Below are 13,894 nucleotides of genomic sequence, written 5' to 3' on the forward strand. Positions count from 1 at the left end.
GTCAGCTCACGCCTTCCTTGGTGGTCTCGGCGTCCAGGAGGTCGCCGAGGTGCTCGGCGAGCATGGCGGGGGTCACGTGGTCGAACGCGACGGTCGGGCTGAGCCTGATCCCGGTGCGCGCGGTGAGCCGGTTGCGCAGCTCGGTCGCCCGGATCGAGGTGAAGCCGACGTCGAAGAAGACGGTGTCGGCGGCGAGCGGGTCCGGGGAGCCGACGGTCGCGCCGGCCTCGGCGGCGACCAGCTCCAGCAGCGCCGCATCCCGCTGCTCCGGCGGCAGGCCCGCGAGCCGGTCGTCCGGCTCGGCCGGGGCCGCGGCGGGCGCGGTCTCCGGCCCGGCTGCCTCCCGCACCTGCGGCCAGTACGGCCGGTGCTGGAAGGCGTAGGTCGGCAGCGGGACCCGGGCGGCGCCGGTGCCCGCGTGGATCCGGGTCCAGTCGACCGGCACGCCCCGGGTCCACAGCTCGGCGGCCGAGGCCAGCAGGCGGCCCGCGCCGCCGTCGTCGCGGCGCAGCGTCCCGGCGACGACGCCGGTCACGCCCGCGTCCTCCAGCGCCTCCTGGATCGACGGGGTCAGCACCGGGTGGGCGCTCACCTCCAGGAACACCCGGTGGCCTTCGGCGGCGAGGGCGGCGACGGTCTCGCCGAACCGGACCCGGCCGCGCAGCGAGCGGTACCAGTACGCCGCGTCCAGCCCGGCGTCCTCGATCCGGCGGACCTCGGCGGCCGAGTGGTAGGGGACGCGCGGCGCGGCGGGGCGCAGGCCGGCCAGGGCCGTCAGGAGGTCGTCGCGGACCGCCTCGACCTGGCCGGTGTGCGAGGCGTAGTCGACGGCGATCCGGCGGACCCGGACCCCTTCGGCGGCCAGGTCGCGTTCCAGGGCGTCCAGCGCCTCGGGCGCCCCGCCGACGACGGTCGCCGCCGGGCCGTTGACCACGGCGATCTCGACGCCGTCGGGGAGCCGGTCGGCCGTCTTCTCCGCGGGCAGCGCCACCGCGAGCATCCCGCCGCGCCCGGCCAGGGTCCGGGCGATCGCCTGGGAGCGCAATGTCACCACGCGGGCGGCGTCCTCCAGGGACAGGGCGCCCGCGACGCAGGCCGCGGCGATCTCGCCTTGGGAATGGCCGACCACGGCGGCGGGGACGACGCCCAGCGACTCCCATACCGCCGCCAACGCGACCATCACCGCGAACGACACCGGCTGCACCACGTCCACCCGCTCCAGCGACGGCGCGCCGGGCTCCTCCCGCAGGACGCCGGTGAGCGACCAGCCCGTCAGCGGGGCGAGCGCCTGTTCGCATTCGGCGATGCGGGCCGCGAACACCGGCGAGGACTCCAGCAGCTCCGCGCCCATCCCGGCCCACTGCGCCCCTTGGCCGGGGAACACCAGCACGGGACCGGACGCCGGGGTGCTCCCGGCGCCCTCGACGAGCGCGGGATGCGGGGCGCCGTCGCGCAGGGCGGCCAGCCCGGCGAGCAGGGCCGCGCGGTCCTCCCCCACGACGACGGCCCGGTGGGCGAGCGCCGCGCGCGTGGTGACCAGGGAGTACGCGATGTCCTTGAGATCCGTGCGGCCTTCCAGGCGGTCCAGCAGACGTCCGGCCTGGGCGCGCAGGCCTGCCGCGGAGCCTCCGGACAGGACCAGTGGCGGCAGGGCGGCCACCGGCGGTTCGCCCTGCTCCTCGCGCGGCTGCACGGCGGGCGGCTCGGCGGGCGGCTCCTCCAGGATGACGTGCGTGTTGGTGCCGCTGACGCCGAACGCCGACACCGCCGCCCGCCGGGGCCGCTCCCCGCGCTCCCAGGGGCGGTTGCCGGTGAGCAGCCGCACCGTCCCGGCGGACCAGTCCGCCTCGGGCGTCGGCGCGTCCACGTGCAGGGTGCGCGGCAGGACGCCGTGCCGCATCGCCAGCAGCATCTTGATCACTCCGGCGACGCCGCCGGCGGCCTGGCTGTGCCCGATGTTGGACTTGACCGAGCCGAGCCAGAGCGGCCGGTCCGGGTCGCGCTCGCGGCCGTAGGTCTCCACCAGCGCGCGGACCTCGATGGGGTCGCCGAGCGTGGTGCCGGTGCCGTGCCCCTCCACGGCGTCGACGTCGGCGGCCGACAGCCCCGCGTCGGCGAGCGCCCGCCGGATGACACCGGCCTGGGCCGGGCCGCTCGGCGCGGTGAGCCCGTTGGAGGCGCCATCCTGGTTGAGCGCCGAGCCGCGGATGATCCCCAGCACCTCGTGCCCGGCGCGGCGGGCGTCCGACAGGCGCTCCAGCAGCAGCAGTCCCACGCCCTCCGACCAGGCGGTGCCGTCGGCGGCGGCGGCGAACGCCTTGGCGCGGCCGTCGGGCGCCAGGCCGCGCTGCCGGGAGAAGTCGATGTAGTTGTCCATCGTCGCCATGACCGTGGCGCCGCCCGCGATGGCCAGGTCGCACTCGCCGCGCCGCAGCGCGTGCGCGGCGAGGTGGAGCGCGACCAGCGAGGACGAGCAGGCCGTGTCGACGGTGATCGCGGGCCCGTTCAGCCCGAGGGTGTAGGCGATGCGGCCCGAGGCCACGCTCCCGGCCGTCCCGGTGAGGCGGTAGCCCTCCAGCTCGGGCGGGGGCGGCGACAGCAGCTTGGTGTAGTCGTGGTGGATCACGCCGGTGAACACCCCGACCGGGGCGCCGCGCAGCCCGTGCGGGTCCAGGCCCGCCCGTTCCAGCAGCTCCCAGGTGACCTCCAGCAGCAGCCGCTGCTGCGGGTCCATCGCGACGGCCTCCAGGGCCGAGATCCCGAAGAACTCGGCGTCGAAGCCGGTCGCGTCCACGAACGACCCCTTGCGCACGTAGTAGGTGCCGGGGCGGTCGGGGTCGGGGTCGTAGGCGTCCAGGTTCCAGCCCCGGTCGGTGGGCAGGTCGGTCATCGCGTCCACGCCGTCGTGCACGAGCCGCCAGAAGCCGTCGGGGTCGACGGCGCCGCCCGGGTAGCGGCAGCCGATGGACACGATCGCGATCGGGTCGTCGTCGGCCGGGCGGGCCGCCGGGGCGGGCGCGGGCGCAGGGGCGGGTGTGGCCTCCTCGCCGCCGATCTCGGCCGCCAGGTGCGCGGCGAGCCGGGCCGGCGTCGGATGGTCGAACACCGCGGTCGCGGGCACCCGCAGCCCGGTGGGCCCGGCCAGCCGGTTGCGCAGCTCGACGGCGGTGAGCGAGTCGAACCCGGCCTCCTTGAAGGGCCGGTCGGGCGCGACGGCGTCGGCCCCGGAGTGCCCGAGGACGGCCGCGGCGTGGCGGCGCACCAGGTCCAGCAGGACCCGCTTCCGCTCGGCCGGCGCCAGCTCGGCGTATCCGGGTTCGGCGTCGCGGCCGGCCGCGGGCGGCTCAGGGGCGGCCGGAGGGACCAGGTCGCGCAGCAGCGGGTGGACGGGCTCGGCCGCCGCGCGCTCGCGCAGGCCCGGCAGGTCGAGCGCGACGGGCACCGGCGCCGGGTGGGCGGCGGCCAGCCCGGCGTCCAGCAGCGCCAGAGCCGCCTCGGTGGGCATCGGCAGGACGCCCGAGCGGCGGTGCCGGGCGGCGGACGCGGCGTCGATCCGCGCGGTGAGCCCGCTCTCGGCCTCCCACCAGCCCCAGGCCAGGGACACCGCGGGCAGGCCCCGGGCGCGCCGGGCGTGCGCCAGCGCGTCGAGGTAGGCGTTGGCGGCGGCGTAGTTGCCCTGGCCGGGGTTGCCGAACGTCCCCGCCGCCGAGGAGAACAGCGCGAACCAGGCCAGGTCGGCGTCGCGGGTCAGCTCGTCCAGGTGCGCGGCGGCGTCGGCCTTCCCGGCCAGGACGGCGTCCAGCCGCCCGGGCGTGAGCGCCTCCACCACGCCGTCGTCGAGAGTGCCGGCCGCGTGCACCACGGCGGTGAGGGGATGCTCGCCGGGGATCTCCGCCAGCACCCGCGCCACCTCGTCGCGGCGCGCCACGTCGGCGGCGACGACGCGGACCCGCGCGCCGAGCGCGGCCAGTTCGTGGATCAGCTCGGGGGCGCCGGGCGCGGCCGGGCCGCTTCTGCTGACCAGCAGCAGGTCCCGCGCGCCGTGCGCGGTGACCAGGTGCCGCGCGACCAGGCCGCCGAGCGTCCCGGTCCCGCCGGTGATCAGCACGGTGCCGCCCGGCCGCAGCGGCGCGGCGGGGCGTGCGGCGGGCAGCGCCGCCAGGCGCGGCGTGTACGGGCGCCCGTCCCGGAAGAGCACCTGGGGCTCGCCCTCGGGCAGGTCCGGCAGCGGCCCGCCGGGCGCGTCGGTGTCGACGAGCGTGATCCGCCCGGGCAGCTCCGACTGCGCGGACCGGACCAGCCCCCACACCGCGGCGGCCTCGGGGTCGGTCACCTCGGCCGGGTCGCGGAGCGCGACCGCGCCGCTGGTGACGACCACGAGATGCGCGCCGGTGTCCGGCAGGGCCTGCAGTTCGGCGAGGACGCGGCCCGTCGCCTCGCGCACCCGCTCCGGGCCTCCTTCGCCCGGGGCGACGTGCACGATCCGCGTGCCCGCCGGGCGGGGCTCCGCCGGGCCGGTGTGGCGGTTCCAGGTGAGGCCGTACAGCGGCGGCGCGGTCGGCTCGTCGGCGGTCCGCTCCGGTATGAGCCAGTACCGCCGGTGCTGGAACGGGTAGGTCGGCAGGTCGACGGGGCGGACCGGCAGGCCGTCGAACAGGGCGCGCCACCGCACCGGGACGCCGTGCGCCCACAGGTGCCCGGCGGAGGCGATCAGGCGGGCGGGCCCGCCGTCGCCGCGGCGCAGCGTCCCGGTCACGACGCCGGAGATGTCCGCCGCGTCCAGCGCCTCCTCGATCGCCGAGGTCAGCACCGGATGGCTGGAGCACTCGGCGAACACGCGGTGCCCGTCGCGGGCCAGCGCCGCGACGGCCGCGCCGAAGCGGACCGGCTCGCGCAGGTTGCGGTACCAGTACGCGGCGTCCAGCGCGGTGCCGGTGATCCAGCGCCCCTCGGTGGTGGAGTAGAACGGCGTCCGCGGCGGGGCCGGGACGATCCCGGCGAGGTCGCGCCGCAGGTCGTCCTCGACGGCGGCCACGTGCGAGGTGTGCGAGGCGTAGTCGACGGGCAGCCGCCGCGCGCGCACCCCTTCGGCCTCGAACGCCGCCAGCAGGGCGTCGACCGGGCCGGGGGCGCCGGCCAGCACGGTCGCGGCGGGCCCGTTGACGACGGCGATCTCGACCCCGCCGGGGAGCCGCGCGGCGACGCGCTCGGCGGGCAGCTCCACCGCGAGCATCGCGCCGTGGCCGGCCAGCCGGCGGGCGATCGCCCGCGCCCGCAGCGCCACCACGCGGGCGGCGTCCTGGAGCGTCAGCGCGCCCGCGACGCAGGCCGCCGCGATCTCGCCTTGGGAGTGGCCGACCACGGCGGCGGGGACGACGCCCAGCGACTCCCATACCGCCGCCAACGCGACCATCACCGCGAACGACACCGGCTGCACCACGTCCACCCGCTCCAGCGACGGCGCGCCGGGCTCCTCCCGCAGGACGCCGGTGAGCGACCAGCCCGTCAGCGGGGCGAGCGCCTGTTCGCATTCGGCGATGCGGGCCGCGAACACCGGCGAGGACTCCAGCAGCTCCGCGCCCATCCCGGCCCACTGCGCCCCTTGGCCGGGGAACACCAGCACCGGAGCGGACACCGGCGCGGCGGTACCGGTGACGACGCCGGGCACCTCCCCGCCAGCGGCGAACGCCCGCAACGCCTCCCGTGCCTGATCCGACCCGGTCGCGACCAGCACCGCCCGGTGTTCGAGCTGCGCCCGGGTCGTGGCCAGCGCGTAGCCCACATCGGCGATCCCGGCGTCCGGACGGTCCGCCAGCCGCGCCGCCTGCTCCCGCAGCGCGTCGGGGTCGCGCGCAGAGAGGATCCAGGGCAGCGCAGTGGGTTGTTGCCGTTCGGGCTCGTCCGCAGGCCGGGCCGCCTGCTCCCGCAGCGCGTCGGGGTTGCGCACAGAGAGGGGTCGTGGCAGCGCAGTGCCCGGCAGCGGCTCGGGCTCGTCCGCCTGCTCCCGCAGCGCGTCTGGATCACGCGCAGACAGGGGCCGTGGCAGCGCAGTGGCCTGCAGCGGTTCGGGCTCGTCCACAAGCCGCGCAGCCTGCTCCTGCAGTGCGTCTGGGTCGCGTGCCGTGAGGGGCTGCGGCGCTGCGGTTGGCTGGAGTGGTTCAGGTTCGTCTGGGGCGGACTCCGGGACCTGTTCCAGGATGACGTGGGCGTTGGTGCCGCTGACGCCGAAGGCCGAGACCGCTGCGCGGGCGGGGCGGCCCGTCGCCGGCCACGGCCGTGCCTCGGTGAGGAGCTCGACCGCGCCGGACGACCAGTCCACCCGGCTGCTCGGCGCGTCCACGTGCAGGGTGCGGGGCAGGACGCCGTGGCGGAGGGCCTGCACCGTCTTGATGACGCCCGCCACCCCGGCGGCGGCCTGCGCGTGCCCGATGTTGGACTTCAGCGAGCCGAGCCACAGCGGCCGGTCCGCCGGGCGGTCCTGGCCGTAGGTGGCGAGCAGCGCGCCCGCCTCGATGGGGTCGCCGAGCGCGGTGCCGGTGCCGTGCGCCTCGACGGCGTCGACGTCGGCCGCCGACAGCCCGGCGTCGGCGAGCGCCCGGCGGATGACGCGCTCCTGCGCGGGGCCGCTCGGCGCGGTCAGGCCGTTGGACGCCCCGTCCTGGTTGACGGCCGAGCCGCGCAGCACCGCCAGGACCCGGTGGCCGGCGCGCCGTGCGTCCGACAGCCGCTCCAGCAGCACGACGCCGACGCCCTCCGACCAGGCGGTGCCGTCGGCGGCGTCGGCGAACGCCTTGGCGCGGCCGTCGGGCGCCAGCGCGCGCTGCCGGGAGAACTCCACGAACGAGCCGGGGCGCGCCATCACCGCCACGCCGCCCGCGATGGCCAGCTCGCACTCCCCCGCGCGCAGCGCGCGGGCCGCCAGGTGCAGCGCGACCAGCGACGACGAGCAGGCCGTGTCCACGGTCACCGCCGGGCCCTGCAGCCCGAGGGCGTAGGCGATGCGGCCGGACGCGACGGCACCCGACGAGCCGGTGCTCCGGTAGCCCTCCAGGTCGGCGGGGACGGTGCCCGGCCCCGTGGCGTAGTCGTGGTACATCACCCCGGCGTAGACGCCGACCTCGGTGCCGCGGACCGCCGCCGGGTCGATGCCCGCGCGTTCCAGCACCTCCCACGAGGTCTCCAGCAGCAGCCGCTGCTGCGGGTCCATGGCGAGGGCCTCGCGGGGCGAGATCCCGAAGAAGGCGGCGTCGAAGCCGCCCGCGTCGTCCAGGAAGCCGCCCTCCTTGACGTAGGAGCGGCCGGGGCGGCCGGGCTCGGGGTCGTACAGGGCGTGCAGGTCCCAGCCGCGGTCGCCCGGGAACGGGCCGATCGCCTCCCCCTCCTCGGTGACCAGCCGCCACAGGTCCTCGGGGGAGGTGATCCCGCCGGGGAGGCGGCAGGCCATGCCGACCACGGCGATCGGGTCGCCGGGGTCGGCGGCGGGCGCCGCAGGCGCGGCGCCGGCCGGTTCGGTGCCGAGCAGCGACGCGGCCAGGTGGCGGGCGACGGCCTCGGGCGTCGGGTGGTCGAAGGCGAGCGTGACCGGCAGCCGCAGCCCGGTGGCCCGGGTCAGCCGGGCGCGCAGGGCGACGGCGTGGGCCGAGGTCAGCCCGAGGTCGCGGAACGCGGTCCCGGGCCGGGCGGCGGTGCCGTCCGGCAGGTCGTACAGGGCGGCGACCTCGGTCTGGACGAGGTCGGTGAGCACGCGGGCGCGGGCCGGGGCGGGCGTTTCGAGCAGCCGGGCGCGCAGGGCGGCGGCCACGGCGGCGTCGGGGGCGGCGTCCTCGGCGGGCGGCGGCGGGGCCGCGGCGGCGCGCAGCCGGGCGGGCCCGGTGAGCAGGGCGTGCCGCCGGGTCTTCCCCGAGCCGGTCCGCGGCACCCGGTCGATCTCGTAGACCTCCTCGGGGACCTTGTGCGGCGACAGCCGTTCCCGGGCCACCGCGAGCAGCTCCCGCGCGTCGAAGCCGCCGGGGCCGGGCACCACGTAGGCGACGGGGACCTCGCCGAGCACCTCGTGCGGGCGGCCCGCGACGGCGATGTCGGCGACGCCGGGCACCGCGCGCAGCGCCTCCTCGACCTCGCCGGGGTGGATGTTCTCCCCGCCCCGGATGATCAGCTCGCCGATCCGGCCGGTGACGGTGAAGAAGCCGCCGGCGTCGCGGCGGGCCAGGTCGCCGGTGCGGTACCAGCCGTCGCGCAGCGCCGCCGCCGTCTCCTCCGGGCGGTCGTGGTAGCCGAGCATGACGCTCGGGCCGCGCACCCACACCTCGCCCTCGGTGTCCGGGCCGACGTCGGCTCCGGTGTCGGGGTCGACCAGCCGGACGTCCAGGCCCGGCACCGGCTGCCCGCACGACCCCGCCACGCGCGGCCCGTCCGGCCGGTTGACGGTGATGGCGCCGCAGGTCTCGGTGCTGCCGTAGGCGTCCAGCAGCGCGATCCCGAAGGCGTCCTGGAACGAACGGTGCAGCTCGGCGGTGGTGACGGCGCCGCCGACCAGGCAGACGCGCAGGTCCGGGGCGGTCACCCCCTGCGTGCGGGCGGCGCGGACGAGCTGGTGGTACATGGCCGGGACGCCCGCCAGGAAGGTGGTCGAACGCTCCGCCAGCGCCTCCAGCACGTCGTCCGGCGCGAAGCCGTCGAGCAGGTGCGCGCTCGCGCCGGCGGCGGTGACCGCCAGCACGCAGGCGATGTGCGACAGGCTGTGGAACAGCGGGAGCGGCCAGAGGACCCGGTCGTCCGCGGTCAGCCCGGGGACGGGGACGTAGCAGGCGGCCACCGACCACAGGCAGGAGCGCTGCGACGACAGCACCCCCTTCGGCCGGCCGGTGGTCCCGGAGGTGTAGAGCATCCAGGCGGGCGCGTCGAGCGGCAGGTCGTCGCGCGCGGGTCCGGCCGGTTCGGTGCCGGCCAGTTCCTCGTACGGCAGGGCGCCGGGCGGGACGGGCCCCTCCCCCGCGACGACCAGGCGGGGCGGCCCGCCGGGCAGGTCCAGGGCGGCGACGCGCCCGGCGAGCGCGGCGGTGGTGAGGACGACGCGCGCCCCGCTGTCGGCGAGCAGGTACGCCAGCTCGGCGTCGGTGCCGCGCGGGTCGAGCGGCACCCCGATCCCGCCCGCGCGGGTGACGGCCAGGTAGCCCTCGGCCATCTCCACCCGGTTGCCGAGCAGCAGGGCGGCCCGGTCGCCGGGGCGCAGGCGCGGGCCGTCGGGGTGCGCCGCCAGGTGCCCGGCGAGCCGGGCGGTGCGCCGGTCCAGCCCGGCGTGCGTCACCGCCCGCCGGGCGTCGGAGAAGGCGGTCTTGTCCCCGTGCCGCCGGGCGTTGGCCGCCAGCAGCTCGTGGAGGGGGCGGATCAGTTCCGTGCGCAGCATGGCGTCCTCTCCTCGGGGTGGGTGCGGGGTCAGCCGCGCCCGTGCGGGGCGTCCCAGTCGGCGAGCCGCGGCTCGACCTTCAGGCGGCGCACGTCCGCGTTGACGATCGCCCGGGCGCGCGCGAGCAGGGCGGGGAGCGCGGCGAGGTCGGTGGCGTCGCGGAACGCGGGCCGGGCGTACAGGTCGCGGGCGTAGGCCCACAGGTGCTCGTATCCGGTGAGCGGCCGCTCGCTCACTCCGCTCATCGGGTTGTAGAACAGGTCGAAGCGGGCGAGCGTCGGCCAGAGCCGGACGTCGGCCTCGGTCAGCTCGTCGCCGAGCAGGTACCGGCGGCCGGCGAGCCGCCGGTCGAGGGTCTCCAGCGCCCCGGTCAGCCGGTCCCGCCAGGACTCGAAGTCCTCCTGGGTGACGGCCGCCGCGGCCTGGTAGGGGGCGTTGTTGACGTTCTCGTACACGTAGGCGTTCAGCTCGTCGATCTCGGCGCGCAGGTGCTCGGGGTACAGCCGCACGGAGGGGTCGCCGTAGGCGTCGAACGCGGTGCCGAGGTCCAGGGAGATGTCGGGGAAGTCGTTGCTGACGATCCGCCCGGTTTCGCGGTCCCACAGCACCGGGACCGACAGGTGCCCCGGGTAGCCGGGCTCGGTCGCGTCGTAGGCCTCCTGGAGGAAGGCGAACCCGTTGACGGGGTCGGGTCCGCGCCGCTCGCGGAACGCCCAGCCGCGCCCGTCGCGCTCGTCGTCGACGTACGACACCGAGACCACGTCCCGCAGCCCCTTGAGGCCGATGACGATGACGGAGCGCTGCGACCACGGGCACACGTAGGAGGCGTACAGGTGGTAGCGGCCGGGCTCGGCGGGGAACCCGCCGGACCCGTCGGCGGTGATCCGGCCCTGGAAGGGGTAGCGGGGCCGGTTCCAGCCCGCCGACAGGTCCAGGCGGCCGGGGCCGTACTCCCCGTGCGCCGCCACGTCGGCGGGGCCGGCGTAGGCCGGGCTCATGCGCGCCTCCCTTCGGAACGGCGCTGCAGCGCGCGCCCCACAGCGGTGATCGACAGGACGGTGGTGCTGATCGCCAGGCCGGGGAACACCGCCATCCACCAGGCGACGGCGAAGTACTCCTGGCCGGCGGCGAGCATCGCGCCCCACTCGGGGGCGGGCGGTTTCGGGCCGAACCCGAGGTAGCTGAGCGAGGACGCCGCCACCAGCGCCGCGCCGACCTCGATCGTGGCGAGCACGACCAGCGGCGCGAACGCGTTCGGCAGCACGTGCCGGAGCACGATCCGGGTGCGGCTCAGCCCGAGCGACACGGCCGCCTCCACGTATCCCGAGCGCCCCACCACGCTGGACTGCACCCGCACCAGCCGGGCGTAGATCGGCATGGTGTAGAGCGCGATGGCCAGCACCGAGGGCAGGGTGCCGGGCCCGGTGACGACCAGGAACAGCAGCGCGAGCAGCAGCGAGGGCAGCGACAGCACGATGTCCACCGCGCGCATGACGACCGCGTCGGCGATCCGGCCGCCGAGGCCGGCCAGCAGCCCGAGCGCGCTGCCGCTGAGCAGCGCGAGCAGCGTCGCGCCGACGCCCGCCAGCAGCGACGGCCGGACCCCGTAGATCACCCGGGTGAGGACGTCGCGGCCGTTGGCGTCGGTGCCGAAGGGGTGCGCGGAGCTCGGCGGGCGCAGCACGGCGAGCGCGTTGGCGGCGTCGGGCGCGCCGCTGGCCAGCAGGCCGGGCGCGAGGGCGGCCAGGACCACCAGGCCGAGGAACAGCCCGGCCGCCCACAGGCCCGGCCGCCACGCGGCGCGGCGGCGCCCGGCGGTCCGCAGGGCGGGGACCGCGGCGGTGGGGGCGGTCATGACGCCCCCCGCAGCCGCGGGTCGATGACGGGGTAGCACAGGTCGAGCGCGATGTTGACGGCGATGTACAGCGCGGCGGAGCAGACGACCACGCCGAGCACGACGGGCAGGTCCTTGGCCACGACCGCCTCGACGACCAGCCGGCCCACGCCGGGCCGCCCGAAGACCCGCTCGGTCACCACCATGCCGCCGAGCAGCACCCCGAACAGCCAGCCGACGAGCGTCACGACCGGCAGCAGGGCGTGCCGCAGCGCGTGCCGCAGCCGGACGCCCGCGTCGGTCATGCCCCGGGCCCGCGCGGTCAGCACGAACGGCTGCTCCAGGGCGCGCTCCAGCCCTTCGCGCATCACCTGGGTGAGCACGGCGGTGACCGGGATGGCGAGCGCCACGGCGGGCAGGACCAGCCCGGCCGCGCCGTCCCCGCCGACGGCGGGGAACCAGCCGAGCCGGAACGAGAACAGGGTGAGCAGCAAGATCCCCACCCAGAACACCGGCAGCGAGACCCCGAGCAGCTCCACGCCCGAGGACACCGCGCGCACCCAGCGGCGCCGGTGCGCGGTGAGCAGCGCCAGCACGGTCGCCGCGGCCAGCCCGAGCGCCATGCCGGAGGCGGTGAGCCGCAGCGACGACCCGAGCGACGCGCCGATCGCCTGGGTCACCGGCTGGTTCAGCTGGTAGGACCGGCCGAGGTCGCCGGTCAGCGCGTGGCCGAGGTAGGTCAGGTACTGCTCCAGCAGCGGGCGGTCCAGGCCGTACTCGCGGATGATCTGCGCCCGGACCTCCAGCGAGGCGTCGTTGTTGCCGAGCAGGGCGTCCACGGTCGAGCCGGGGACGGCCTGCAGCGCGCCGAACGACGCCGTCACCGCGCCCCAGAACACCAGCACCGACGCGGCCAGCCGCAGTGCCGCGGCGCGCAGCAGGGGCCGCGCCCCGCGCCGGGCGGCCCGGCGCGGGGGGCGGACGTGGGTGGCGGACTCAGCCACGGGTGATCCAGGCGTCCTGGAACAGCGGGAAGGACTGGGTGTCGAACCCGATGCCGTGCACCCGGGTGCTGCGGCCGAGCAGGACCGACTGGACGTAGACCGGGAACACCACGGCCTGCTCGGTGACCTTGTGCTGGACCTGGGTGTACAGCGCCAGCCGCTTGGCCTGGTCGGAACTGGCCAGGGCCTGCTGGAACCAGCCGTCGACCTCCTTGTCGGAGTAGCGGGCCGCGTTCTGGGTGAGCCGCGGCCCCTTGGTGATGTTGGAGGTGTCGAACAGGCTGCGCAGCGAGTCGGCGTCGGCGCGCATGCTGTAGTCGAGCAGGTCGTAGTCGGCCTTGCCGTACTTGACCAGGTACTCGTTGAACGTCACGTTCTGCAGCTGCACCTCGAAGCCGAGCTTCTTGACCTCGGCCTGCACCTGCTCGGCGAGGGTCGCGCGCGACTCGCGGTCCAGCGCCCGCAGGATGGGCCAGCGGACGGTCAGCCGGTGGCCGTTCTTGGTGCGGTAGCCCTGCCCGTCGCGGGCGGTCCAGCCCGCCTCGTCCAGCAGCCGGGCGGCCTTGGCCGGGTCGTACCCCCACTGGGTCTCGGTGGCCTTGTCGTAGCCGGGCGCCTGCGGCGACAGCGGGCTGTAGGCCTTCTTGAAGGCGCCGAAGTACAGCGACCCGACCAGGGTGCGGAAGTCGACGGCCGAGCGGAACGCGTCCCGCACCTTGGCGTCGGTGAAGATGCCGTTGGTGGTGTTGGGGAAGTAGGAGTAGGTGCCCGCGGGCACCCGCTCGACGCGCAGCCGCTTGTCGCGGTCGGCCAGCCTCAGGTTGGCCGGCGGCACCGCGGTGATCGCGTTCACCTGGCCGCTGGTCAGCGCGCCGTAGCGGACCGAGTCCTCTAGCAGCATCTTGATCTCCAGCTGCGCCAGGCGGGCCGGCCCCTGGTGGGCGGCGTTCGGCGAGGACCACTTGTAGGCCGGGTTGCGCCGGTAGGTGATGCCCTGGTGCGGGGTGTAGCGCTCCATGATGAACGGGCCGGTGCCGACGATGGCGGACGCCTGCGCCTGCGGCCCCTTGCGCAGCTCGGCCGGCGACTCCATGCCGAAGAAGACGGTCGACAGCACGTTGAGGAACGGCGAGTGCGGCTTGGCGAAGTTCACCCGGGCGGTGTAACGGTCCACCACGTCGGTGCCCTTGTAGGGGCCGAACTGGGACGCGGCCAGCTGCGACTTGGTCTTCGGGTCCACGATGTGGTCGAGGTTGGCCTTGACCGCGGCGGCGTCGAAGGGGGTGCCGTCGCTGAAGGTCACGTCGCGGCGCAGCGTGAAGGTGTAGCTGCGCTGGTCGGGCGACAGCTTCCACGACGTGGCCAGCCAGGGCTTCACCGTGCCCGCGGAGTCGAGCGCGACGAGCGAGTCCAGGACGGGCCGGGTGAAGATGGCGGTCACGTCCTGCGGGCTGGTGTGCGGGTCGAGGGCGAGCGGTTCGCTGTTCACCGCGAACACCAGCTTGCCGCCGTCGACGGGGGCGCCGCCGTCCGCCGCCGCCTTCCCGTCCGTCCCGCCGCCGCAGGCCGCGAGGGCGAGCGGCAGCGCGGCCGTCAGGGCGAGGAGCACGGCGCGGGTTGCTGGTCTGTCTGATCGGTACACGGGCTCTC

Annotated in this window: 5 protein-coding genes; all 5 read right to left on the reverse strand. The window is 76.5% G+C overall.

Going from position 1 to position 13,894, the window contains the following annotated elements:
- Nucleotide 1 precedes the first annotated feature (1 nt).
- From ACRB68_RS40580 to ACRB68_RS21840, 5 genes are read right to left on the reverse strand one after another with little or no spacing between them, the layout of a single operon-like run.
- Entirely contained in the window at nt 2–9,406 is a 9,405-nt protein-coding gene (locus ACRB68_RS40580; protein WP_207709789.1) for a type I polyketide synthase, read from the reverse strand.
- Between the two features lie 29 nt (nt 9,407–9,435).
- The gene (locus ACRB68_RS21825; RefSeq protein WP_153535456.1) at nt 9,436–10,404 is read right to left on the reverse strand and encodes a glutathione S-transferase C-terminal domain-containing protein; all 969 of its coding nucleotides are present in this window, start codon (nt 10,402–10,404) and stop codon (nt 9,436–9,438) included.
- Complete coding sequence (locus ACRB68_RS21830; protein WP_153535458.1) at nt 10,401–11,261, reverse strand: ABC transporter permease; 861 nt, start codon at nt 11,259–11,261, stop codon at nt 10,401–10,403. Before ACRB68_RS21830 ends, ACRB68_RS21825 begins: the two co-directional genes overlap by 4 nt.
- Nucleotides 11,258–12,244 carry an ABC transporter permease gene (locus tag ACRB68_RS21835; RefSeq protein ID WP_328594560.1) on the reverse strand — a complete coding sequence of 329 codons (987 nt, stop codon included), beginning with the start codon at nt 12,242–12,244 and terminating at the stop codon, nt 11,258–11,260. The genes ACRB68_RS21830 and ACRB68_RS21835 overlap by 4 nt, the downstream gene beginning before the upstream one ends.
- On the reverse strand, nt 12,237–13,886 hold the full coding sequence (locus tag ACRB68_RS21840) for an ABC transporter substrate-binding protein (protein WP_328594561.1): 1,650 nt from the start codon (nt 13,884–13,886) through the stop codon (nt 12,237–12,239). Before ACRB68_RS21840 ends, ACRB68_RS21835 begins: the two co-directional genes overlap by 8 nt.
- Nucleotides 13,887–13,894 lie beyond the last annotated feature (8 nt).

The organism is Actinomadura macrotermitis (genome assembly GCF_009604375.1).
GTDB classification, from domain to species: domain Bacteria; phylum Actinomycetota; class Actinomycetes; order Streptosporangiales; family Streptosporangiaceae; genus Spirillospora; species Spirillospora macrotermitis.

Coding starts and splice junctions, on each gene's coding strand:
- ACRB68_RS40580 (WP_207709789.1), bottom strand. CDS start 9,406: ATGCTGCGCACGGAACTGATCCGCCCCCTCCACGAGCTGCTGGCGGCC.
- ACRB68_RS21825 (WP_153535456.1), bottom strand. CDS start 10,404: ATGAGCCCGGCCTACGCCGGCCCCGCCGACGTGGCGGCGCACGGGGAG.
- ACRB68_RS21830 (WP_153535458.1), bottom strand. CDS start 11,261: ATGACCGCCCCCACCGCCGCGGTCCCCGCCCTGCGGACCGCCGGGCGC.